The sequence below is a fragment of the Pseudocitrobacter sp. RIT415 genome, from assembly GCF_003057695.2.
Lineage (GTDB): Bacteria > Pseudomonadota > Gammaproteobacteria > Enterobacterales > Enterobacteriaceae > Pseudocitrobacter > Pseudocitrobacter faecalis.
Genome location: NZ_QBJC02000010.1, coordinates 17,981 through 41,940, shown reverse-complemented (window position 1 = coordinate 41,940; position 23,960 = coordinate 17,981). Strand labels below are relative to the sequence as shown.

Sequence of the window (23,960 nt, the reverse complement as noted above, 5' to 3'; positions counted from 1 at the left end):
TTAATCACGGAGCGAAAAATGGCGATACATTTTGCAAGAGGGATACTGAACGACGGGCATATGCTCTCGGTCAGGCTGTCGACAGCCTGCCATAATGCGGCCCGCGAGTTACCATCACATCGACGAACACGCTTTCTGGCATCACGCGCCTTGCTCGCTGAGCTGGTGTTCATGCTCTACGGCATTAGCGAATTGCCAGAAATCATCAATCAGCCTGATGGCAGGCCGGTTTTTCGTGACCCCAACCTTCCCGATTTTTCGCTGGCCTACACCGGAAATATTGTCGGCGTCGCGCTGACCACCGAAGGAAAATGCGGGCTCGATATTGAACTACAGCGTTCTGCCTACTCACTTTCCCGGGCACAGAATCCAGAAAGTGACGGCTTCACCAGTAATGAGAAGCTGTGGATTAAAAATCAAAATGACGCCAATGAAGCACAGGTTCAGTTGCTGACTCTCCGCCATAGCATTCTTAAACTCACCGGTGAAATTCATCACGATAAGCCTGAACTGCTCCAGTTGTTACCGGGTTCGGGACGTTTACGATCGGCCCGTCTGGCACAGCTGGAAGCGCTGAGCGATGCGGAAGATGTGCTGGTCTGGTCACTCGCCGCGACGCCCGCCATTGAGAAGCTCAAAATCTGGCAATATGACGGTAAGCACGGCTGGCAGAGCCTGCCTGACGCACAAACGCGCGCAAATGCCGAAGACGCTCGTCTGATGCGATTCACCAGCCTGTCGGCTGATAAGGCTCTTATACTCAATTAACCTGGCCGTCGTTGGCCAGTAGATAAACAGGAGTAATCATGTCCGAAGCGTTGAAAGTTGTTACGTTACTGGGAAGCCTGCGCAAAGGTTCATTTAACGGTATGGTTGCGCGCACCCTGCCGAAAATTGCGCCCGCGGGTATGGACGTTGCTCCGCTGCCGTCGATTGGCGATATCCCGCTGTATGACGCCGACGTTCAGCAGGAAGAGGGTTTTCCGCAAAGCGTATTAGCGCTGGCGGAGCAGATTCGTCAGGCGGATGGCGTGGTGATTGTGACGCCGGAATATAACTACTCCGTACCGGGTGGACTGAAAAATGCTATCGACTGGCTGTCACGCCTGCCAGAACAGCCGCTGGCCGGTAAGCCAGTGCTGATTCAGACCAGCTCTATGGGCGCGATTGGCGGCGCACGCTGCCAGTATCACCTGCGTCAGATTCTGGTCTTCCTTGATGCAATGGTGATGAACAAGCCGGAGTTTATGGGCGGCGTGATTCAGAACAAAGTCGACCCACAGTTGGGTGAAGTGATTGAGCAAGGCACGCTGGATCATCTGACCGGTCAGTTGACCGCATTTGGCGAGTATATTTTGCGGGTTAAGGCGTAGAACATTTCCCCTCACCCCGGCCCTCTCCCACTGGGAGAGGGTTAGGGTGAGGGCATTAATGCCCGTCAATAAACACAATCTTCAGCACGAACAGCAGCGCAACGATAATCACGCACGGGCTGAGATCGCGGAAACGGCCGGTACCGATTTTCATCACGCAGTAGGAAATAAAGCCCAGCGCAATACCTTCGGTAATGGAGAAGCTGAACGGCATCATCACGGCGGTGATGAACGCCGGTACAGATTCGGTCAGGTCTTCCCACTTCACGCGCGCCAGGCTTGAGGTCATCAGCACGCCAACGTAAATCAGCGCACCTGCAGCCGCATAGCCCGGTACCATTCCGGCCAGCGGAGACAAGAAAATAACCAACAGGAACAGCAGACCCACAACGACCGCCGTCAGGCCGGTACGGCCACCGACGGAAACACCGGAAGAGGATTCGATATACGCGGTGACGGACGAGGTGCCAATAAAGGAACCGGCGACGGACGAGATGCTGTCCACATACAGCGCTTGTTTCATTCGCGGGAATTTACCTTTTTCGTCGGTCAGCCCTGCTTTATCGGTCACGCCAATCAGCGTACCGGAGGAGTCGAACAGGTTCACCAGCATGAAGGAGAAAATCACGCCCGCCAGGCCCAGGTTAAACGAACCCGCCAGGTCAACGTGACCGACAACCGTCATGACGCTCGGCGGCGCAGAAACGATACCGTTGTAATGCACGTCGCCCAGCATCCAGCCCAGCAGCGTGGTTACGACGATGGAGACCAGTACGGCAGCATGAATGTTGCGCGATGCCAGGATGGCGATAATGAAGAAGCCCAGCACACCCAGCAGTACGCTGTGAGAGGTCAGGTTGCCAATCGCCACCAGCGTTTCGGAGTTCGCTACGATGACGCCCGCGTTTTTCAGGCCCATCATACCGATGAACAGACCGATACCGCTGGTGATACCCACGCGCAGGCTAACCGGGATATTGGCAATCATCCAGTAACGCACGCGGAAGATAGTCAGCAACAGAAGGCCGATTGCGCCCCAGAAGATTGCGCCCATGCCCACCTGCCACGGCAGGCCCATTGCCTGTACCACGACAAAGGCGAAGAAGGCGTTGAGGCCCATCGCGGGCGCCAGCGCCACCGGCAGGTTCGCGAAAACGCCCATCAGGATGCTGCCCAGCGCAGCAATCAGGCAGGTGGTGACAAACACCGCGCTGGTGTCCATGCCCGCCACGCCGAGAATTTGTGGGTTTACAAAAACGATGTAGACCATCGTCAGGAAAGTGGTGAAACCGGCAATCACTTCAGTACGTGCCGTTGTGCCGTGTTCGCGCAGTTTGAACACGCGTTCCAGCATACCCTGACCGGAAGCCGGGGTAGTTTGTTGTTGGCTCATCATCTATTTCCGCAGAAAGGAAGGAAAATTCGTCGCTATCCTATACCAAAATGCGACAATAGGCGCGGTTGCGAGATACTTTTTTTCATCTGTTTTGCTTATACGGCAACGATTGCGTCTCTCAATTCAGCAGTACGAAAACGTTAAACTTGTTATTAAGGGAATGATATGTCCGGGATTGAAGCAGTATTTTTCGACTGTGACGGCACGCTGGTCGACAGCGAAGTGATTTGTTCTCGCGCGTATGTCCATATGTTCAAAGTGTTTGGCATTACGCTTGATCTCGAAGAGATCTTTAAACGTTTTAAAGGCGTGAAACTCTACGAGATCATCGACATCATTAACGCAGAGCACGGGGTGAATCTCGCCCGCGCAGATCTGGAACCGGTTTATCGCGCAGAGGTCGCACGCCTGTTCGACTCGGAACTTGAGATAATCGCCGGGGCAGATACGCTGCTGAATGCCATGAAAGTGCCGATGTGCGTGGTTTCTAACGGGCCGGTCAGCAAAATGCAGCACTCATTGGGCAAACTTCAGATGTTGCACCATTTCCCGGAAAAACTGTTCAGCGGCTACGACATCCAGCGCTGGAAGCCGGACCCGGCGCTGATGTTCCACGCGGCGAAGGCGATGAACGTCAACGTGGAGAACTGCATTCTGGTGGATGACTCTTCCGCTGGCGCGCAGTCGGGAATTGATGCGGGAATGGAGGTGTTCTACTTCTGCGCCGACCCGCATAACAAGCCAATTGATCATCCGAAAGTGACGACGTTTACCGATCTGGCACAGTTGCCAGCGCTGTGGAAGGCGCGCGGGTGGGATATCGTGAGGTGATGTTTCCCCTCACCCTAACCCTCTCCCGCAGGGAGAGGGAACCGATCGCGCGCTTTGCTGGTTACTCTTTCGGATCCTTCCCTGCCAGCAGCTTATCCAGCTCATCGCCGCCCACGTGACGGAAATCCTGCCCTTTCACGAAGTAGAAGATGTATTCGCAGATATTCTGGCAGCGGTCACCGATACGCTCGATAGAGCGCGCGCAGAACAGCGCCGTTAATACGCTCGGGATAGTGCGCGGATCTTCCATCATATACGTCATCAGTTGACGCACGATGCCTTCATATTCCTGATCGACTTTCTTATCTTCGCGGTAGATACGCACCGCTTCGTCGAGATCCATACGTGCGAAGGCATCCAGCACATCATGCAGCATCTGTACCGTGTGGCGGCCCAGCGATTCCAGGCTCACCAGCAGCGGCTGGTGCTGAGAAGAGAACTTCTCCAGCGCCGTGCGGCAGATTTTATCCGCAACGTCACCAATACGCTCCAGCTCGGCGATGGTTTTGATAATCGCCATCACCAGGCGCAGGTCGCTCGCCGTCGGCTGGCGTTTGGCGATAATGCGCACGCACGCTTCATCGATAGCGACTTCCATCATATTGACCTGTTTGTCGCCTTCCACCACGCGTTTGGCCAGATCGCTGTCCTGATTGTGCATCGCGGTAATCGCGTCGGAGAGCTGCTGCTCGACCATGCCGCCCATGGTCATCACCTGGGTGCGGATACTTTCCAGTTCAGCGTTGAACTGGCCGGAAATGTGTTTATTAAGATTGAGGTTGTCCATGGTTAACTCCAAATCAACCGTAGCGGCCAGTAATGTAATCTTCAGTCTGTTTCTTCGCCGGGCGGGTGAACAGTGCATCCGTGTCGCTGAACTCAATCAGCTCGCCCAGGTACATAAACGCCGTGTGATCCGAGCAACGCGCAGCCTGCTGCATGTTGTGGGTCACGATAACGACGGTGTAATCCTGTTTCAGTTCGGTGATCAGCTCTTCAATACGCCCGGTGGAGATGGGGTCAAGCGCGGAGCACGGTTCATCAAGCAACAGCACTTCCGGGCGAATCGCGATGCCGCGCGCGATGCACAGACGCTGCTGCTGACCACCGGAGAGAGAGTACCCGCTCTGATGCAGTTTATCTTTGGTTTCGTTCCATAATGCGGCCTTGGTCAACGCCCACTGCACGCGCTCGTCCATGTCGGTGCGCGAGAGCTTTTCAAACAGACGCACACCAAAGGCGATGTTGTCATAAATTGACATCGGGAACGGCGTCGGTTTCTGAAACACCATGCCCACTTTTGCACGCAACAGCGCGATATCCTGGGTATTGGTCAGGATGTTGTCACCATCGAGCAGAATTTCCCCTTCCGCACGCTGCTCAGGGTAGAGCGCGAACATTTTGTTGAAGGTACGCAGCAGCGTGGATTTCCCGCAGCCGGACGGCCCGATAAATGCCGTTACCTGGTTTTTGGCGATATCCAGGTTAATGTTCTTCAGGGCATGGAATTTACCGTAGTAGAAGTTCAAATCACGAACCTGAATTTTACCCGGGGCAGTATTGACCATACTCATCTCACTCTTTTCCTCATCCGACGCGGCATCCGCCACGCCGCAAAAATTAACCGTGTTTCTTCTTCGCGAAAATCACGCGCGCCAGAATATTCAGTAGCAGTACGCACAGGGTAATAATCAGTACCCCGGCCCAGGCCAGTTGCTGCCACTCGGCAAACGGGCTCATCGCAAATTTAAATATGGTGACCGGAAGGTTGGCGATCGGCTGCATCATGTCGGTGCTCCAGAACTGATTCGAGAGCGCGGTAAACAGCAGCGGTGCGGTTTCGCCCGCGATACGGGCAATCGCCAGCAGGATACCGGTCATGATCCCCGAAACGGACGCCTTCAGCGTAATCGCCGAGATCATCTTCCATTTCGGCGTACCCAGCGCGTAAGCCGCTTCGCGCAGGCTATCGGGCACCAGTTTGAGCATGTTTTCGGTGGTACGAATAACGATTGGCACCTGCAACAGCGCCAGCGCAATCACCCCGGCCCAGCCGGAGAAATGCTGCATTTGCGCCACCACGATGGTGTAGACGAACAGACCCACGACAATCGACGGTGCGGAAAGCAGGATATCGTTAATAAAACGAATCACTTCTGCGAGCCACGATTTACGGCCATATTCCGCGAGATAAATCCCCGCCATGATGCCGAGCGGCGTACCAAATACCGTCGCCCACAGGATCAGCAAACCACTGCCTGCCAGGGCGTTCGCCAGACCACCACCCGCCGTGTTCGGCGGCGGTGTCATTTCGGTGAACAGCGCCAGCGACATTCCGTCGATACCGCGAGTAATGGTGGACATCAGGATCCACACCAACCAGAACAGACCGAACGCCATCGTCGCCATGGAAAGCGTGAGTGCGATGCGGTTCTTCAGGCGGCGACGCGCCTGCATTTTGCGGCGAGATTCCGCCAGGGCCGCGGTGTTTTGCATATCGAGCGTAGCCATTAACGCGCCCCCTCGTTTTTCGCCAGACGCATCACCATGAATTTAGACGCCGCCAGCACGATAAAGGTAATCACAAACAGGATCAGACCCAGTTCCATCAGCGCCGCAACATGCAGCCCGGATTCCGCTTCCGCGAATTCGTTTGCCAGCGCCGAGGTGATACTGTTGCCCGGCATATACAGCGAGGCGCTGTCGAGCTGGTAAGTGTTACCGATGATAAAGGTCACCGCCATGGTTTCACCCAGCGCGCGGCCAAGGCCCAGCATGATGCCGCCGATGACGCCATTTTTGGTGAACGGAAGCACAATGCGCCAGATAACTTCCCAGGTGGTGCAGCCGATGCCGTAAGCGGATTCTTTCATCATTACCGGCGTTTGTTCGAACACATCGCGCATGACCGCCGCGATGTACGGGATGATCATGATGGCGAGGATCACGCCTGCCGCCAGAATCCCGATACCAAAGGCCGGGCCGGAGAACAGTGCACCCACAAACGGGATGTTGGAGAGAACGTTGCCAACCGGCTCCTGGAAGTACGTCGCGAACAGCGGGGCGAAGATAAACAGGCCCCACATGCCGTAAACGATACTCGGGATAGCCGCCAGCAGTTCAATGGCGATACCTAACGGGCGACGCAGCCAGTTGGGGGCCAGTTCCGTCAGGAACAGGGCGATGCCGAAACTCACCGGAACGGCGATCAGCAGCGCGATAATGGAGGTTACAAGGGTTCCGTAAATGGGAACCAGCGCACCGTAAATATCGTTCGGCGCATCCCACTCTTTGGTCCACAGGAATGAGAAGCCGAATTTTTCGATACTCGGCCAGGAGGAGATGATCAGGGACACGATAATGCCGCCCAACATCAATAGCACAATCAGCGCTGCCAGTTTTACCAGCGCGCTGAAGATCATGTCACCCTTTTTACCCGGTGGGTTAAAAGCAGGCTTGGTTGCAGCCATAAATCACTCTTTCCGTTAAACGCGTTTTACGAAGTTGCCCGATAGCGTAAACGCTTATCGGGCCTACAGTGTGAACCGTAGGGCGGGTAAGCGCAGCGCCACCCGCCATTTTCGTCAATATTTCCCGTTAGTACAGCGCTTTACCGCTGCTGTCTTTCACGCTGGTCTTCCATGCGGCACGAACCTGCTCAACCACGCTATCCGGCAGTGAAGCGTAATCCAGGTCGTTAGCCTGTTTCGCGCCGTTTTTGTAAGCCCAGTCGAAGAACTTCAGCACTTCGACGCCCTGCTCAGGTTTTTTCTGCTCTTTGTGCACCAGGATGAAGGTGGTGGAGGTAATCGGCCACACATCGTCACCTTTCTGGTTCGTCAGATCCTGCGCGAAGGATTTGCTCCAGTCGACGCCTTTGGCAGCATTAGAGAAACTCTCTTCGGTCGGGCTTACCGGTTTACCGTCAGCGGAAACAATTTTGGTGTAGGCCAGGTTATTCTGTTTCGCGTAAGCGTATTCAACATAACCAATCGCCCCCGGCAGACGCTGCACAAACGCTGCAATTCCGTCGTTGCCTTTACCGCCGAGGCCAGTCGGCCAGTTTACGGTAGAGCCTGCACCCACTTTGGATTTCCACTCTTCGTTTACTTTCGCCAGGTAGCTGGTAAAGACGAAGGAGGTACCTGAACCATCCGCACGGCGTACCACAGCGATATTCTGCGATGGCAGTTTCACGCCCGGGTTCAGTTTGGTGATGGCTTCGTCATCCCACTTCTTGATTTTACCCAGATAGATGTCACCCAGGGTTTTACCGTCCAGCACCAGTTCGCCAGATTTCAGACCCGGAATGTTTACAGCCAGAACCACACCGCCGATAACGGTCGGGAACTGGAACAGGCCTTCCTGCGCCAGTTTTTCGTCAGACAGCGGAGCATCCGATGCGCCGAAATCCACGGTGTTAGCGGTAATTTGTTTTACGCCGCCAGAAGAACCGATGCCCTGGTAGTTCACCTTATTACCGGTCTCTTTCTGGTAGGTGTCAGCCCATTTGGCATACACCGGCGCCGGGAATGTTGCACCAGCGCCTGTCAGGCTTGCTGCTGCGAATACAGAGAAAGCACTCATCGATAAGGTCGCGGCGACAACAGTGGCGACGGTGGTACGCATAACTTTCATAATGTCTCCTGGAAGGATTCATAAAGCATTGTTTAATGGCTACGATGAGCAAAATAGGACAAACAGGTGACAGTTATATGTATGGAATATGACAGTTTTATGACAAGGAGGTGCTTATCGAAAATATAGATATAAAAACTATAAATTTCAATAACTTGTTAGTTGTTACGAATTTCAGATTTCAGCAATATTTTCTTTTTATGACATCAGAAACCATAGCTGAAAATGACAGATTGTCATAAATCTCAGGCGGGGATTGGCGTAAAAAAAAAACTCCACCCGAAGGTGGAGTCTGGTGCGATTACTCTACAGTGACCGATTTTGCCAGGTTACGCGGCTGGTCAACGTCGGTGCCTTTGATCAGCGCGACGTGGTACGCCAGCAACTGCAGCGGCACGGTGTAGAAGATTGGCGCAATCACCTCTTCAACGTGCGGCATCTCGATGATGTGCATGTTGTCGCTGTTGGTGAAGGCGGCATCCTGGTCGGCGAAGACATACAGCTGGCCGCCGCGCGCGCGAACTTCTTCAATGTTGGATTTCAGTTTTTCCAGCAGTTCGTTGTTCGGTGCAACCACGATAACCGGCATATCCGCGTCAATCAGCGCCAGCGGGCCGTGTTTCAGCTCGCCTGCAGCGTAAGCTTCTGCGTGAATGTAGGAGATCTCTTTCAGCTTCAGCGCGCCTTCCAGCGCGATCGGGTACTGATCGCCACGACCGAGGAACAATGCGTGATGCTTGTCAGAGAAATCTTCTGCCAGCGCTTCAATGCGTTTATCCTGCGACAGCATCTGCTCGATACGGCTCGGCAGCGCCTGCAGGCCATGAACGATGTCGTGCTCGATAGAGGCATCCAGACCTTTCAGGTTTGCCAGTTTCGCCACCAGCATCAGCAGAACGGTCAACTGCGTCGTGAACGCTTTGGTGGACGCTACACCGATTTCAGTCCCCGCATTGGTCATCATCGACAGATCGGATTCACGTACCAGCGAAGAGCCCGGTACGTTACAGATTGCCAGAGAACCGAGGTAACCCAGCTCTTTCGACAGACGCAGGCCCGCGAGGGTATCTGCCGTTTCGCCAGACTGAGACAGGGTGATCATCAGGCTGTTACGACGCACCGCGGATTTGCGATAGCGGAATTCAGAGGCGATTTCCACGTCACACGGTACGCCCGCCAGCGATTCAAACCAGTAGCGAGAAACCATACCGGAGTTGTAGGACGTCCCGCAGGCGATGATCTGGATATGCTCGACTTTCGACAGCAGTTCGTCGGCGTTCGGGCCCAGTTCGCTTAAATCCACCTGGCCATGGCTGATACGACCGGTCAGAGTGTTTTTGATGGCGTTCGGCTGCTCGTAAATCTCTTTCTGCATGTAGTGGCGGTAAATACCTTTATCGCCTGCGTCATACTGGAGATTGGATTCAATATCCTGACGTTTTACTTCTGCGCCAGATTTATCAAACACGGTTACCGCGCGGCGGGTCACTTCCGCGATATCGCCCTCTTCGAGGAAGATAAAGCGACGAGTAACCGGCAGCAGCGCCAGCTGGTCAGAGGCGATAAAGTTTTCACCCATGCCAAGGCCGATAACCAGCGGGCTACCCGAACGTGCGGCCAGCAGGGTTTCCGGATTGCGGGTATCCATAATGACGGTGCCATACGCGCCACGCAGTTGTGGGATCGCGCGCAGCACAGCTTCACGCAGTGTGCCGCCCTGTTCCATTTCCCAGTGCACCAGGTGGGCGATCACTTCGGTATCCGTTTCGGACACGAAGGTATAGCCACGGCCCTGCAACATTTCGCGCAGCGGTTCGTGGTTTTCGATGATGCCGTTATGCACCACCACAATGTGTTCAGAAACATGCGGATGCGCGTTGGTTTCTGAGGGTTCGCCGTGCGTTGCCCAACGGGTGTGAGCAATACCGGTGCCGCCGTGAAGCGGGTGTTCTTCCGCCGCCTGAGAGAGCATCTGGACTTTACCCAGACGACGCAGACGGGTCATGTTGCCCTTTTCATCAACGACCGCCAGACCCGCGGAGTCATAACCACGGTATTCCAGACGACGTAAACCTTCGAGAAGGATCTCAGCTACATCACGTTGCGCGACTGCGCCTACAATTCCACACATAGTTTTTTAATTCCGATTTTGGCGATATGCCAGTCGTTGTCGGTCAACCTGTATGCCCGTATTTTCGGGCGCCCCGAGCCTTTGTAGAGAGTGGGGTTATTTTTATAGATACAGCAATTTGAGCGGAGGATTATTTTATCCCCTCATCTCCTGTCTGCCTGATGGCGGCTTCGCCTTATCAGGCCTACAAATTTGTTGGGCGGGCAAGCCCGCCACGAAATTTACTTCTTCTTCACCGGACGCTGCCAGCCCTGTTTATGGACTTGCGGTACACGGCTTAAAACCAGTTCGTTATCAGCAACATTGCGCGTGACAGTGGTACCGGCGGCGATAGTGACACCATTACCCACAGTAACCGGCGCCACCAGCTGTGTGTCGGAACCCACAAACACATCATTCCCGATGATAGTTTTGAATTTGTTCGCACCATCGTAGTTACAAGTGATGGTACCTGCGCCGATATTCACGTTGTCGCCAATTTCCGCATCGCCCAGGTAGGTCAGATGACCGGCTTTCGAGCCTTTACCCAGACGCGCTTTTTTCATTTCAACGAAGTTACCGACGTGCGCGCCTTCCAGCAGTTCCGCGCCAGGACGCAGACGGGCGAACGGGCCGATAGTGCAGGCAGCGTCAAGACGCGCATCTTCCACCACGCTGTACGGGCTGATTTCACAATCATCGCCAATCACCGCGTTTTTAATTACGCAGCCCGCGCCAATTTTCACGCGGTTGCCCAGCGTAACGTCGCCTTCCAGAATAACGTTAGCGTCAATTTCCACATCGCGCCCATGAGACAGGGAGCCACGGAGATCAAAACGCGCCGGATCGCGCAGCATTACGCCCGCCAGCAGCAGTTTTTCAGCCTGCTCAGACTGGTAAACGCGTTCAAGGCGCGAGAGTTGCAGGCGGTTGTTGACGCCTTCTACTTCGCTCAGGCGGTCAGGATGCACAGCGGCAATTTCACGCCCTTCCTGGTACGCCATCGCGATAATGTCAGTGATATAGAACTCACCCTGCGCATTGTTGTTGTTCAGCTTCGACAACCAGCACTTCATATCCGCACCGCTGGCAATCAGAATGCCGGTGTTAATTTCCTGAATCTGACGCTGTTCATCGCTGGCATCTTTATGCTCAACAATGCCGGTCACTTTGCCGTTTTCGCGGGTGATGCGGCCATAGCCGGTAGGATCGTCGAGCTTGACGGTCAGCAGGCCAATGCCGCCCTGCGGTTTCGCATCACGCAGGCGTTGCAGCGTCTCGACGGAGATCAGCGGCACATCGCCATACAGCATCATGATGTCTTCATCATCAGCAAAGAACGGCGCGGCCTGCTGCATGGCATGACCCGTACCCAGTTGCTCAGCCTGAAGTACCCAGTTCAGATTGCCGTCGGTGAGCGTCTTTTTGAGCAGTTCGCCGCCGTGGCCATACACCAGATGAACCTGCGCTGCGCCTAATTTATTGGCAGCATCAATGACGTGTTGCACCATTGGCTTTCCTGCCAGGGTGTGCAGCACTTTTGGAAGTTCGGAATACATGCGGGTGCCTTTGCCAGCGGCAAGGATCACGACGCTCATTGTACTGTTAGACATATGCATCCTGTCTGTAAATTAAGTAGGAAGTAAACCCCATTTCACCTTGAAATTTCTACATATTTTTCATCATGAAATGGTCTGCTGTTAAAACGGTCAACCGTCTGTTGTTACGCGCCTTTCCAGGCCCATTTTCGACCATCATAAAACGTTTTGTCTTGTAAAAGTTTAGCCAGAACGCCGAATTACGCGCTATGCCCCTGCTTAGTCTCTTCTTTTGCCGCCTGAATAAAGATCGATTAGAAATAAAACAGTGTTTTATTTGAGCGATTTTGTGACACATAAAAAAGAAACATCATTTCATTTTTATGATAATCGCAGCGGGAAACCATTCAGGAACATAATATGAAAAACAAATTACCTCTGGCTTTAACCCTGTGCAGCGCCGTTATCACCCTACCGGCACTGGCCGCAGATGCACCAATCTGGAAAGCGATTGCCTTTGGGCAATCGACCGATGTTAATTTCTCTTCTAACGTTCTGCCGGAAAAGGTTGGCGTAAACAACGTCACCATCGCGGGGAAAACGCTCAGTCCTGACAGCACGGCGGATTTGAGCAAACCGATAACAATCGAAAGCCGTGGCGGCAAGATTGCTAACTCTCATGATGGTCTGACTTTCTTCTACACCCAACTTCCCACAGATGAAAACTTTGTGCTGAAAGCCACGGTGACCGTCGATCAGTTTGGCCCGGAAAACGGTGCCAAACCGGCGGCGCAGGAGGGCGCGGGGTTACTCGTGCGCGATGTGATTGGTACTCCGCGCCAGGAGCCGCTGAAAGAGGGCTACGAGGAGTTCCCGGCTGCGGCCAACATGGTGATGAATGCCATCATGACGCAGGACAAAAAAGATGCTCACCGCGTGAAACTACAAGCTATCGCACGCGAAGGCATCACCCAACCCTGGGGAAATGCCGGATCAGCGATAAATAAGGTGAGCTATAAAGAAGAAGTTGACCTGCAAAAGACGCCGACCTTCCGCCTCAAGCTTGAGCGTACCAACGACGGTTTCATTACCGCCTGGGCGCCTGCGGGTAGCGAAGAATGGGTCAGCGAAAAACTACCGCGCGCCGATCTTATTTCGGTACAGGATAAGCAACATTATTACGTCGGCTTCTTTGCCTCACGCAATGCGAAAATCACCATCAGCGATGCTTCTCTTGTCACCTCTCCCGCGCAAACCGTAGCATCGGCACCTTTTGTGGCGAAAAACTGGCCGCCGGTGATGCAGATTGCTTCCGCTGATAAAAGTCTGAGCAAAGATTACACCCTACAGGCGCGCGCCAACGGTGACGGAAACTTTACCGTGCGCCATAACGAAGTGGTGATCGGGCTTGATAAAGCGGTGAAGGCCGGCGAGATGTTTACCCTGCCTGTTCACCTTCAGGAGAACAACAATTTTCAGATTAGCTGGACGCCCACAAACGGCAAGCCGGTAACCCAGAGCATGGACGTACAACTCATCACGACAATCACGGGCAACACGTTGTATGTCGCGCCAGACGGAAAAGCAGAGGGGAAAGGTACGCAAGCCTCGCCGTTGGATCTCAATACGGCCATTAGTCTGCTGCCGCCTGGCGGAAAAATGATACTCGCGGCAGGAAGCTATCCGAAAACGGATATTCCGCTCAGCGCCAGCGGCCTGAAAGATAAGCCGAAAATGCTGACAACCAGCGGTAAAGCGGTGATCCACGGTATGCTGCTGGACGCGAACTACTGGCATCTCAACGGTATCCATATTACCGATAAGAGTTTGCGTATTCAGGGTAGCCATAATCTGATTGAGAACGTAGTGGCCTATCACAACGACGATACCGGGATTCAGATCTCCTCGCCGGATAAACTGGGTCGCCCACTGTGGGCCAGCTACAACCGGGTGGTGAATTCGGAATCATTCAGCAATGAAGATCCTGGCAAGATCAATGCAGATGGTTTTGCGGTGAAGATGCGCGTGGGGGAAGGCAACCGGCTGGAGGGATGCTATTCACACGACAACATTGATGACGGCTACGATCTGTTCAACAAAATCGAAGATGGTGCCAACGGGGTAGTGGTGATTGAAAATTCCATCGCCCGTAATAACACCAGTAACGGCTTTAAACTGGGTGGTGAAGGGCAGCCGGTTGCACATGAGATCCGCAACAGCATTGCGATTGGCAACCACCTTGATGGTTTCACCGATAACTTTAACCCGGGCAAGCTGGTGGTGGTGAACAACGTTGCCGTCGACAACCAGCGTTTCAACTTCATCTTCCGCCCGAGCCCCTACGGCGATGCGTCAACGCAGGGTGTCTTCACTGACAACCTTTCGCTGCGTACGACGCCCGGAAAATATGATGATGCGGTGGTGGGGAATATTGATGCCAGTAACATCTTTATCACTGATGGGAAAAGCGTCAACAGCAACGAGTATCTCTCGCTGGATCTGCCGCAGCCGCTGGAGCGCAACGCGGACGGCAGCTTTAAGACCGGGGATTTCCTGACTAAAAACTAAGGCAGTGCATAAACAAAAAGGTCGCCATCGGGCGACCTTTTTCGTTTGGTTCTCGTTCACACCGCATGTGTTGTGGTTTTAGTTAGCGGTACAGCGCGAAACGAAACACAGCAAACACGTTTTTCAAACTTCCAACCTTAGTGGTTGATAGTACCGAAAGAGACATTCATAGAGCTGAAAAGAGCGATGATTTTGTTGATCAGTTTCATGATAGCACCTTTGTAGGAAGATATTTTTTGTGACTCAACTCACAAAAATAAGTCTACGCTTCATTTTTTAATCGATCAACATTTTTGTGATGCTCATCACAAAATATCAAAACCGCTTTTCAGTTTCAGGCAAATTAAAACAGCGCGGTAAAACCTGCATAAGCAAGATTCACCGCACAAACTCAGTTACGCGACATAAACAGACGCAGCACATACCAGAACATTGTGGCGATGGACGCAAACAGGTGTAGCGCCGCGCCTGCAGGACGGTTGGTTGGATAGTGATGAATAATGTTAGAAGTGTTATAGAGAATAAACCCTGCACATAACAGTACCATCCCGGCACTGAACCAAATCCCGAGCGAAAAACCGAGCATCACGCTCGCTACAATAGCGCCGAGGGCGATAAAGCCAGCCATATTTAAAAATGAACGCAAAAACGAAAAGTCTTTACGCGTGGTGAACGCCGTAAACGTCAGGCCGCATACCAGCAGCACTGTGGTAATCGCCGCGGCAGGGATGATGTCCGGGTTAACGAATCTTGCAACAGTGAGCAACGGCGCGAAGATTAACGCTTCGGCGAGTACGTAAATTCCAAGGCCAATCTGCTGGGTATTTTCGGATTCTACATTATCGGCGAGACGTGTCGCCAGCATGCCCACCAGCATAAAAGCGCCCAGTACAACCAGCCAACCGTAGCGACCGCCCGCCGCCAGTTTTGCCAGCATCATCTCGCCCACGCCCTGGTTCATAAATACCGCGCTCAGCAAAATAAAGCCCAGCACTGAAACGGCAAGGTGAATATAGGTTTGGCGTATAAACGTGGCGCGATCGGCTTGGTGAGCAGATTGCGGGCCTTCAAATAAAGGTTTAAATGACATGCTAATGATCCCCCATATAGTTACATATGTAATAGTTACATGCGAGACAAAATAGCACTGCGTCAACTGAGAGACAATCTGCGTGAAGGGTATTGGCTAACTTTTTGAATATTAATAAATATTTTGTATGTGACAGATACAAATCATAAAAAAAGCCAGCCTGGAAACCAGACTGGCTTTTTGACTTTTCAAGCCGGTGTTACATCGCTTTTTTGGTCAGCTCGATAACGCGCAGCTGCGCGATCGCTTTGGCCAGTTCCGCAGACGCCTGAGCGTAATCCACGTCGCCGTGAGAGCTCTTGATGTGCTCTTCCGCTTTGCGTTTCGCTTCCAGGGCTCGCGCTTCGTCGAGATCCTGGCCACGAATGGCGGTATCAGCCAGAACGGTCGTACTACCTGGCTGCACTTCAAGAATGCCGCCAGACAGGTAGATAAACTCTTCATGACCGTGCTGTTTCACGATGCGGATCATACCAGGCTTAATGGCGGTGAGCAGCGGGGCGTGACCCGGGTAAATACCCAGTTCACCTTCGCTACCCGTTACCTGGATTTTCTCGACCAGACCAGAGAACATTTGTTGCTCTGCGCTGACGACGTCCAGGTGGTAAGTCATTGCCATATCACCCTCCGATTAAGGCGTTAAAGTTTTTTGGCTTTTTCCACGGCTTCGTCGATGGAACCGACCATGTAGAACGCCTGCTCTGGCAGGTGATCGTATTCGCCGTCCATGATGCCTTTAAAGCCACGGATGGTGTCTTTCAGGGAAACGTATTTACCCGGAGAACCGGTGAATACTTCCGCTACGAAGAACGGCTGGGACAGGAAGCGCTGAATTTTACGTGCGCGTGCTACCACCAGTTTATCTTCTTCAGACAGTTCATCCATACCCAGGATGGCGATGATGTCTTTCAGTTCCTGATAACGCTGCAGGATGGACTGAACGCCACGCGCAGTGTCATAGTGTTCCTGACCAACAACCAGCGGATCCAGCTGACGGCTGGTGGAGTCCAGCGGGTCAACGGCCGGGTAGATACCCAGAGACGCGATTTGACGGCTCAGTACCACGGTTGCGTCTAAGTGCGCAAAGGTGGTTGCTGGGGATGGGTCAGTCAAGTCATCCGCAGGTACGTATACCGCCTGTACGGAGGTGATAGAACCGGTTTTGGTAGAGGTGATACGTTCCTGAAGAACACCCATCTCTTCCGCCAGGGTCGGCTGATAACCTACCGCTGAAGGCATACGACCCAGCAGTGCGGATACTTCCGTACCGGCCAGGGTATAACGATAGATGTTATCGACGAACAGCAGTACGTCACGGCCTTCGTCACGGAATTTCTCAGCCATGGTCAGGCCGGTCAGTGCAACGCGCAGACGGTTTCCCGGCGGCTCGTTCATCTGGCCATACACCAGGGATACTTTATCGATAACGTTGGATTCGGTCATTTCGTGGTAGAAGTCGTTACCCTCACGAGTACGTTCACCTACGCCCGCAAACACAGAGTAACCGGAGTGCTCGATCGCGATGTTACGAATGAGCTCCATCATGTTTACGGTTTTACCTACACCCGCACCACCGAACAGACCAACTTTACCGCCCTTAGCGAACGGGCACATCAGGTCGATTACTTTGATACCGGTTTCCAGCAGTTCCTGAGAGTTTGACAGCTCTTCATAGGACGGTGCTGCGCGGTGGATAGCCCAACGCTCTTCTTCACCGATGTCGCCTTTCATGTCGACCGGTTGACCCAGTACGTTCATGATACGACCCAGTGTTGCTTTACCTACCGGGACTTCGATCGGGTGCTCGAGGTCTTTTACATCCAGACCACGGCGCAGGCCGTCAGAAGAACCCATTGCGATGGTACGTACGATACCGCCGCCGAGCTGCTGCTGAACTTCCAGCACCAGCACTTCATTACCATTCTGTACCTCAAGAGCTTCGTACACGCGCGGTACGGCATCCTGAGGGAATTCGACGTCAACTACGGCGCCGATTACCTGGACAATTTTTCCAGTAGCCATCTTGAATCCTCTACGAATTAACCTGGTTATACCGCGGATGCACCACCGACAATCTCGGTGAGTTCCTGAGTAATGCTGGCCTGACGAGCTTTGTTGTATACCAACTGCAGCTCTTTGATCAGGCTGCCGCCATTATCGGTCGCGGCTTTCATCGCCACCATACGTGCGGCCTGCTCGCTGGCCAGGTTTTCTACAACACCTTGATAAACCTGAGACTCTACGTAGCGGCGCAGGAGAGTATCCAGCAGCGCTTTCGGATCGGGTTCATACAGGTAATCCCAGGATTTACGCTTCAGATCCTCATCTTCTGACGCAGGCAGCGGCAGCAGCTGAGTGATGGTAGGAACCTGAGACATGGTGTTGATAAATTTGTTGTTTACAATATAAAGCTTGTCCAGACGGCCTTCATCGTAAGCCTGCAACATCACTTTTACCGGGCCGATCAGTTCGGACAGGGAAGGGTTATCCCCCATGCCAGTGACCTGCGCGACGATGTTGCCGCCAACGGAATTGAAGAAAGAGACGCCTTTAGAGCCGATCATTGCGATATCGCACTGAACGCCTTTATCAGACCAACCTTTCATTTCCGCCAGAATTTTTTTGAACAGGTTAATGTTCAAGCCACCACACAGACCACGGTCTGTCGACACCACCAGGTAGCCCACGCGTTTAACGTCGCGTTCTTCCAGGTACGGGTGCTTATATTCCAGATTACCGTTTGCAAGGTGACCAATCACTTTGCGCATGGTTTCTGCATAAGGACGGCTGGCCGCCATACGTTCCTGCGATTTACGCATTTTGGAAGCGGCGACCATTTCCATCGCTTTAGTGATCTTCTGCGTGTTCTGGACGCTTGCGATCTTACTACGTATCTCTTTTGCGCCGGCCATGAGCTTCTCCTCAATGCCTTGCGGCCTGCCTTAGGGCAGGCCACCAGACGTTACCAGGATTGGGTTGCTTTGAAGGAATCGAGGATGCCTTTCAGCTTGCCTTCGATTTCGTCGTTATAGCCACCGGACTGGTTGATCTCTTGCATCAGTGGAGCGTGATCACGGTCGACGTAAGCCAGCAGAGCGGCTTCGAAGCTACCGATTTTCGACAATTCAACATCTGCCAGGTAACCACGTTCTGCTGCGAACAGAACCAGAGACTGCTGCGCAACGGACATCGGCGCATACTGTTTCTGTTTCAGCAGTTCGGTCACTTTCTGACCGTGGTCAAGCTGCTTACGGGTTGCATCGTCAAGGTCGGATGCAAACTGGGAGAACGCCGCCAGTTCACGATACTGCGCCAGCGCGGTACGAATACCACCGGACAGTTTTTTCATGATCTTGGTCTGCGCTGCACCACCTACACGGGATACGGAGATACCCGGGTTAACCGCAGGACGAATACCGGCGTTAAACAGGTTGGTTTCCAGGAAGATCTGACCATCGGTAATAGAAATTACGTTAGTCGGAACGAACGCAGAAACGTCACCCGCCTGGGTTTCGATAATCGGCAGAGCGGTCAGAGAACCGGTTTTCCCTTTCACTTCACCTTTGGTGAAGGCTTCAACGTATTCGGCGTTAACACGCGCAGCACGCTCCAGCAGACGGGAGTGGAGATAGAATACGTCGCCCGGGAATGCTTCACGTCCTGGCGGACGACGGAGCAGCAGGGAGATCTGACGGTATGCGACAGCCTGTTTAGACAGGTCATCATAAATGATCAGCGCATCTTCACCACGGTCACGGAAGTATTCGCCCATTGCGCAACCGGCATACGGCGCCAGGTATTGCAGTGCAGCGGATTCAGACGCGGTTGCCACAACAACGATGGTGTTAGCCAGCGCGCCGTGTTCTTCCAGTTTACGTACCACGTTAGAAATGGTGGACGCTTTCTGGCCGATAGCCACGTAGACACATTTGATACCGGAATCACGCTGGTTAATGATGGCATCGATTGCCAGCGCAGTTTTACCGGTCTGACGGTCACCGATGATCAGTTCACGCTGACCACGACCGATTGGGATCATGGCATCAACGGACTTATAACCAGTCTGTACTGGCTGATCAACGGACTGACGTTCGATAACGCCCGGCGCGATAGCTTCAACAGCGGAGAAGCCGTCGTTATCCAGCGCACCTTTACCGTCGATTGGCGCACCCAGGGTGTTAACCACACGACCCAGCAGGCCACGGCCAACCGGAACTTCCAGGATACGACCAGTACACTTAACTTTCATGCCTTCGGCAAGGTCAGCATACGGACCCATAACCACTGCACCAACGGAGTCGCGCTCCAGGTTCAGTGCGATAGCGTAACGGTTACCCGGCAGGGAAATCATTTCACCCTGCATACAATCGGCCAGGCCGTGGATGCGGATAACACCGTCGCTTACAGAAACAATAGTACCTTCGTTGTGAGCTTCACTCACAACACTGAACTGAGCAATGCGCTGCTTGATCAGTTCGCTGATTTCGGTGGAATTCAGTTGCATGCTCCAGTCCCCTTAAGACTGCAAGACGTCTGCAAGGCGTTCAAGACGGCCGCGTACGCTACCATCAATGACCATATCACCCGAGCGGATGATAATGCCTGCCATTACAGACTTATCGATATTGCAATTCAGCTTCACTTTGCGTGACAGACGTTTTTCCATCGCTGTGCTGATTTTCGCAAGCTGTTCTTCACTCAGTGCTGTCGCTGAAGTCACTTCGACTTCGGCAACCGCCTCGCTGGCGGCACGTAAATGAATAAACTGCTCAAGAACATCCGGGAGCACACGCAGACGACCATTTTCAGCCATAACCTTAATCAGGTTCTGGCCGTTTTCGTCCAGTTGCTCACCACAGACGGCGATAAACGACTTAGCGAGCGTTTCCGGCGCCATCGCGCCAGACAGAAGCTCTGCCATTTGTTCGTTTTTCGTCACTTCAGCGGTAAACGCCAGCATGTCCTGCCAGCGCTCTACACTGTTGTGTTCGACGGCAAAGTCAAAAGCTGCTTTGGCGTAGGGGCGAGCTACAGTAACAAATTCAGACATCAGCCCCTCCCTCCTTACAGTTCAGCGACAAGTTTGTCCACGATGTCGCTGTTAGCAGCTTCATCCACGGAACGTTCGATGATCTTCTCGGCGCCAGCAACAGCCAGGATAGCAACTTGCTTACGCAGTTCTTCGCGAGCACGTTTACGCTCAGCGTCGATTTCCGCCTGAGCCTGCGCCACGATTTTAGTACGTTCCTGTTCTGCTTCAGCTTTCACTTCGTCCAGGATCTGGGCGCGACGTTTGTTCGCCTGCTCGATGATAACCTGGGCTTCCGCTTTCGCTTTTTTCAGCTGGTCGGTCGCGTTGGCCTGTGCAAGGTCCAAATCCTTTTTAGCTCGTTCAGCAGAAGCAAGACCGTCAGCAATCTCTTTTTGACGTTTTTCGATGGCAGCCATTAACGGCGGCCATACGTACTTCATGCAGAACAGAACAAACAGGACAAACGCGATGGCCTGGCCGAGGATTGTTGCGTTAAGATTCACAGCACAATGCCTCTTATCTAGTTAACGTTCTGATATTGCTTTCTAATTCAAGCAACGCTTACTACGCGACAGCAAACATCACGTACAGACCCAGACCTACAGCGATCATTGGGATAGCATCCACCAGACCCATAACGATAAAGAACTGAGTACGCAGCAGTGGAATCAGATCCGGTTGACGCGCTGCGCCTTCCAGGAATTTGCCCCCGAGGATGCCGATACCGATCGCAGCACCGATTGCCGCCAGACCCATCATCACAGCGGCAGCCATGTACAGCAGATCCATATTCAGGTTTTCCATGACAGTCTCCAGTTTGTTTCAGTTAAAACGTAGTAGTGTTGGTAAATTAATGCTCTTCAGACGCCATCGACAGATAGACGATCGTCAGAACCATGAAGATGAAGGCTTGCAGCGTAATGATCAGGATGTGGAAAATGGCCCACGGCACATTCAGAATCCACTGTGACCACCACGGCAACAGACCAGCAATCAGAATGAAAATCAGCTCACCGGCATACATGTTACCGAACAGTCGCAGACCGAGAGAAACCGGTTTGGACAGCAGGCTGACCCCTTCAAGGATTAAGTTGACAGGAATGAAAGCCCAGTGATTGAACGGCTGCAGCGTCAACTCTTTCGTGAAGCCGCCGATGCCTTTCATTTTGATGCTGTAGAACAGAATCAGGATGAACACGCCCAGTGCCATAGACAGGGTAATGTTCACATCCGCAGACGGCACCACGCGCAGCGCCGGCAGGCCCAGTATATGCTCAGCAATATACGGCAGCAGGTCGATAGGCAGAAGGTCCATCAGGTTCATCAGGAAGACCCAGACGAAAATCGTCAGAGCCAGAGGAGCGATGAGCTTGCTTTTGCCATGGTACATGTCTTTGACACTGCCATGAACGAAGCCGATTACCAGCTCAATCGCGGTCTGAAATTTGCCTGGTACGCCGCTGGTTGCTCGTTTAGCAACGCTACGGAACATAAGCAGGAACAACAGACCCAGCACCACCGAGAAGAACATGGAGTCAATATTGAGCGTCCAGAAGGTGGCTGGGGGGTTATGCGGATCTACCAGCGAGAATGTACGCAGGTCCAGCTGAAGGTTATTCAGGTGGTGACCTATGTAATCCTGCGGCGTCATATTTTCAGAAGCCATGATGCCTTTTACCCTTTGTTGTTAATTACAGCGGGTGCCAGTATCTGAACCACCAGCACCAAAATCCATGTCACGATTAGCGGTAAGAACACCGCCTTCAAAACCGCCAACGCCACGATCAGTAACACCAGCATCGCCAACACCTTGAACGCTTCGCCAAACGCGAACGTCCAGGCAACTCGGCCCTTAGCCGGTGTATGTACCTGGTGGCGCCAGGCAAAAATCATAAACAACATGTTAGGCAGGAATACTGCCATACCTCCGCACGCGGAGGAAATGCCCCAGAAGGGGTCTTTGAGGCTGAACAGCAGTCCACTTGCTATTACTGCCAGGAGCTGAATGAACAGAAGCTTACGAGCAACGTTACGACTCACGAGCGACAATGACATCACGTTATTACTCCTGCTCCCTTTGAGGTATGCCGCGTGTCGTATAAAACGTTCTTTAAGGCTCAGAGTCAAGCATCAAAAAGCGGTCAAATTATACGGTGACGCCTCGTGATTTCAAACAATAAGTAGCAAAAAGGTGAATAAATGTTTAAATATTTTTCCTCACCTCTATTTTCGCGATTTTTGTGAAAGTGTGAACGATCGAACAAAAGTGCAAATACCGCGAAAACACTGACTATAAAGCGTGCACTAGATCACATAATAAACATTTTTGATGATGCACTCATAAGATTAGCCTCAATTCATAACTTGCCAGCGTTTTGATCTTAAAGGCAATTAGAGACAACTCTTTTCAAAAATGACACACACACCTTAAAAACAGCTTATTGACATTTATAATAATAAATTAACATCAACGTTTCATTCAGCAAATCGACTGCTAGGACCCTGATATTTTCCACGTTGACTATTTTATTGGTTAACAAAAAGAGCCACGTTAAATTTCAGATATCCCGCAGTTAAAATGTCGTTAAATGTAACTGAATGTTCCACCGCTTTTGTCGCTTCTTTTTAACAAAATCAGGGTCAGTTTTTTCCGACATTTTTTGATAAAAGTTAACTTTTGTTTGCTCTAATTGTCACCAGATGGCGTTCGCCTTCGAGGTGTGGAACGCGCAGTTCAACAATGTTTTCTACGGAAAATTCAGTCGGTAACTGACTGATCTCATCATCTGGCCTCTGCCCTTTCAGGGCGTAGAAGCGGCCATTCTCCGCTGGTAAGTGCTTACACCAGCTCACCATGTCTGTCAGTGACGCAAACGCACGGCTGATGACGCCATCAAACGGGGGCTCCGCAGGGAATTCTTCCACACGGCTTTGCACCGGCGTGATGTTCTCAAGCTTCAGCTCATGCTGCACCTGGCGCAGGAAACGTATGCGCTTACCCAGGCTGTCGAGCAATGTGAAATGCGATTCAGGGCGAACGATAGAGAGTGGGACGCCTGGCAACCCCGGGCCCGTTCCGACATCGATAAAACGTTGACCATGCAAATGCGGCGCAACCACGATGCTGTCCAGAATATGTCGAATTAACATCTCGTTAGGATCGCGTACGGACGTCAGGTTGTACGCTTTGTTCCATTTGTTCAGCATATCGACATAGGCCACCAGCTGACTTTTCTGGTGATCGGTGAGCGAAATACCTGCTTCATCCAGCAGACGAGAGAGTTTGTTAATCACGAAAGATACCTGTTGGGGATAATTTGCCGGATGTTGGCTTAACCTTATCCGGCTGACGAATTTGTAGGGCGGCAAGCCAAACGCCGTCGC

General features: G+C 52.6%; 23 protein-coding genes. 4 read left to right on the top strand and 19 right to left on the bottom strand.

The features are described from left to right. The first annotated feature begins 18 nt into the window (after positions 1-18). Together DBY68_RS11940 and DBY68_RS11935 are read left to right on the top strand one after the other, a co-directional pair. Positions 19-768, top strand: a complete 750-nt coding sequence (locus DBY68_RS11940) for a hypothetical protein (RefSeq protein ID WP_108476255.1) — start codon at positions 19-21, stop codon at positions 766-768. A 38-nt stretch (positions 769-806) separates the two neighbouring features. Continuing rightward, positions 807-1,373 carry an NADPH-dependent FMN reductase gene (locus DBY68_RS11935; protein WP_108476254.1) on the top strand — a complete coding sequence of 189 codons (567 nt, stop codon included), beginning with the start codon at positions 807-809 and terminating at the stop codon, positions 1,371-1,373. 55 nt (positions 1,374-1,428) lie between these two features. Here the strand turns inward: DBY68_RS11935 and adeP are convergent, their stop codons facing one another. Further along, complete coding sequence (adeP, locus tag DBY68_RS11930) at positions 1,429-2,766, bottom strand: adenine permease AdeP (protein ID WP_108476253.1); 1,338 nt, start codon at positions 2,764-2,766, stop codon at positions 1,429-1,431. A 168-nt stretch (positions 2,767-2,934) separates the two neighbouring features. On the opposite strand from adeP, the gene yieH reads away from it, so the two are divergent. Further along, positions 2,935-3,600, top strand: coding sequence for a 6-phosphogluconate phosphatase (gene yieH / locus DBY68_RS11925; RefSeq protein ID WP_108476252.1), 666 nt, complete (start codon positions 2,935-2,937; stop codon positions 3,598-3,600). Between the two features lie 61 nt (positions 3,601-3,661). On the opposite strand, the gene phoU is transcribed toward yieH, so the two are convergent. The 7 genes from phoU to glmU all read right to left on the bottom strand — a co-directional run bounded on the left by phoU (position 3,662) and on the right by glmU (position 11,961). Next, positions 3,662-4,387 (bottom strand): phosphate signaling complex protein PhoU, encoded by a 726-nt coding sequence (phoU, locus tag DBY68_RS11920; RefSeq protein WP_015966606.1) that lies wholly within the window; start codon positions 4,385-4,387, stop codon positions 3,662-3,664. 13 nt (positions 4,388-4,400) lie between these two features. Next, complete coding sequence (pstB, locus tag DBY68_RS11915) at positions 4,401-5,174, bottom strand: phosphate ABC transporter ATP-binding protein PstB (RefSeq protein ID WP_015966605.1); 774 nt, start codon at positions 5,172-5,174, stop codon at positions 4,401-4,403. A gap of 46 nt (positions 5,175-5,220) precedes the next feature. After that, a complete protein-coding gene (pstA, locus tag DBY68_RS11910; protein ID WP_108476250.1) occupies positions 5,221-6,111 on the bottom strand; it encodes a phosphate ABC transporter permease PstA in 891 nt (296 codons plus the stop codon). Continuing rightward, positions 6,111-7,070: a phosphate ABC transporter permease PstC gene (gene pstC / locus DBY68_RS11905; RefSeq protein WP_108476249.1), complete on the bottom strand. Its 960-nt coding sequence runs from the start codon at positions 7,068-7,070 to the stop codon at positions 6,111-6,113. The genes pstA and pstC overlap by 1 nt, the downstream gene beginning before the upstream one ends. A gap of 127 nt (positions 7,071-7,197) precedes the next feature. Further along, positions 7,198-8,238, bottom strand: coding sequence for a phosphate ABC transporter substrate-binding protein PstS (gene pstS, locus DBY68_RS11900; protein WP_108476248.1), 1,041 nt, complete (start codon positions 8,236-8,238; stop codon positions 7,198-7,200). A gap of 301 nt (positions 8,239-8,539) precedes the next feature. Beyond that, positions 8,540-10,369: a glutamine--fructose-6-phosphate transaminase (isomerizing) gene (glmS, locus tag DBY68_RS11895; protein ID WP_108476247.1), complete on the bottom strand. Its 1,830-nt coding sequence runs from the start codon at positions 10,367-10,369 to the stop codon at positions 8,540-8,542. 221 nt (positions 10,370-10,590) lie between these two features. Further along, entirely contained in the window at positions 10,591-11,961 is a 1,371-nt protein-coding gene (gene glmU, locus DBY68_RS11890; protein ID WP_108476246.1) for a bifunctional UDP-N-acetylglucosamine diphosphorylase/glucosamine-1-phosphate N-acetyltransferase GlmU, read from the bottom strand. A 345-nt stretch (positions 11,962-12,306) separates the two neighbouring features. Here glmU and DBY68_RS11885 point away from each other — a divergent pair, with 345 nt between their 5' ends. Next, positions 12,307-14,454: a right-handed parallel beta-helix repeat-containing protein gene (locus tag DBY68_RS11885; protein ID WP_108476245.1), complete on the top strand. Its 2,148-nt coding sequence runs from the start codon at positions 12,307-12,309 to the stop codon at positions 14,452-14,454. A gap of 391 nt (positions 14,455-14,845) precedes the next feature. On the opposite strand, the gene DBY68_RS11880 is transcribed toward DBY68_RS11885, so the two are convergent. The 11 genes from DBY68_RS11880 to rsmG all read right to left on the bottom strand — a co-directional run bounded on the left by DBY68_RS11880 (position 14,846) and on the right by rsmG (position 23,870). Further along, positions 14,846-15,544, bottom strand: a complete 699-nt coding sequence (locus DBY68_RS11880; protein WP_108476244.1) for a Bax inhibitor-1 family protein — start codon at positions 15,542-15,544, stop codon at positions 14,846-14,848. Between the two features lie 199 nt (positions 15,545-15,743). Beyond that, entirely contained in the window at positions 15,744-16,163 is a 420-nt protein-coding gene (locus DBY68_RS11875) for a F0F1 ATP synthase subunit epsilon (RefSeq protein ID WP_015966597.1), read from the bottom strand. A 20-nt stretch (positions 16,164-16,183) separates the two neighbouring features. Then, positions 16,184-17,566 carry a F0F1 ATP synthase subunit beta gene (gene atpD, locus DBY68_RS11870; protein ID WP_015966596.1) on the bottom strand — a complete coding sequence of 461 codons (1,383 nt, stop codon included), beginning with the start codon at positions 17,564-17,566 and terminating at the stop codon, positions 16,184-16,186. Positions 17,567-17,592: 26 nt separating this feature from the next. Then, positions 17,593-18,456 (bottom strand): F0F1 ATP synthase subunit gamma, encoded by an 864-nt coding sequence (gene atpG / locus DBY68_RS11865; RefSeq protein ID WP_015966595.1) that lies wholly within the window; start codon positions 18,454-18,456, stop codon positions 17,593-17,595. Between the two features lie 50 nt (positions 18,457-18,506). Continuing rightward, entirely contained in the window at positions 18,507-20,048 is a 1,542-nt protein-coding gene (atpA, locus tag DBY68_RS11860; protein ID WP_015966594.1) for a F0F1 ATP synthase subunit alpha, read from the bottom strand. 12 nt (positions 20,049-20,060) lie between these two features. After that, positions 20,061-20,594 (bottom strand): F0F1 ATP synthase subunit delta, encoded by a 534-nt coding sequence (gene atpH, locus DBY68_RS11855; protein ID WP_108476243.1) that lies wholly within the window; start codon positions 20,592-20,594, stop codon positions 20,061-20,063. Positions 20,595-20,608: 14 nt separating this feature from the next. After that, positions 20,609-21,079, bottom strand: coding sequence for a F0F1 ATP synthase subunit B (gene atpF / locus DBY68_RS11850; RefSeq protein WP_015966592.1), 471 nt, complete (start codon positions 21,077-21,079; stop codon positions 20,609-20,611). Between the two features lie 61 nt (positions 21,080-21,140). Beyond that, positions 21,141-21,380, bottom strand: coding sequence for a F0F1 ATP synthase subunit C (gene atpE / locus DBY68_RS11845; protein WP_000429386.1), 240 nt, complete (start codon positions 21,378-21,380; stop codon positions 21,141-21,143). 46 nt (positions 21,381-21,426) lie between these two features. Beyond that, a complete protein-coding gene (gene atpB / locus DBY68_RS11840) occupies positions 21,427-22,242 on the bottom strand; it encodes a F0F1 ATP synthase subunit A (protein ID WP_015966591.1) in 816 nt (271 codons plus the stop codon). Between the two features lie 8 nt (positions 22,243-22,250). Then, positions 22,251-22,631, bottom strand: coding sequence for a F0F1 ATP synthase subunit I (gene atpI / locus DBY68_RS11835; RefSeq protein WP_015966590.1), 381 nt, complete (start codon positions 22,629-22,631; stop codon positions 22,251-22,253). A 615-nt stretch (positions 22,632-23,246) separates the two neighbouring features. After that, a complete protein-coding gene (gene rsmG, locus DBY68_RS11830; RefSeq protein ID WP_108476242.1) occupies positions 23,247-23,870 on the bottom strand; it encodes a 16S rRNA (guanine(527)-N(7))-methyltransferase RsmG in 624 nt (207 codons plus the stop codon). Positions 23,871-23,960: the final 90 nt, after the last annotated feature.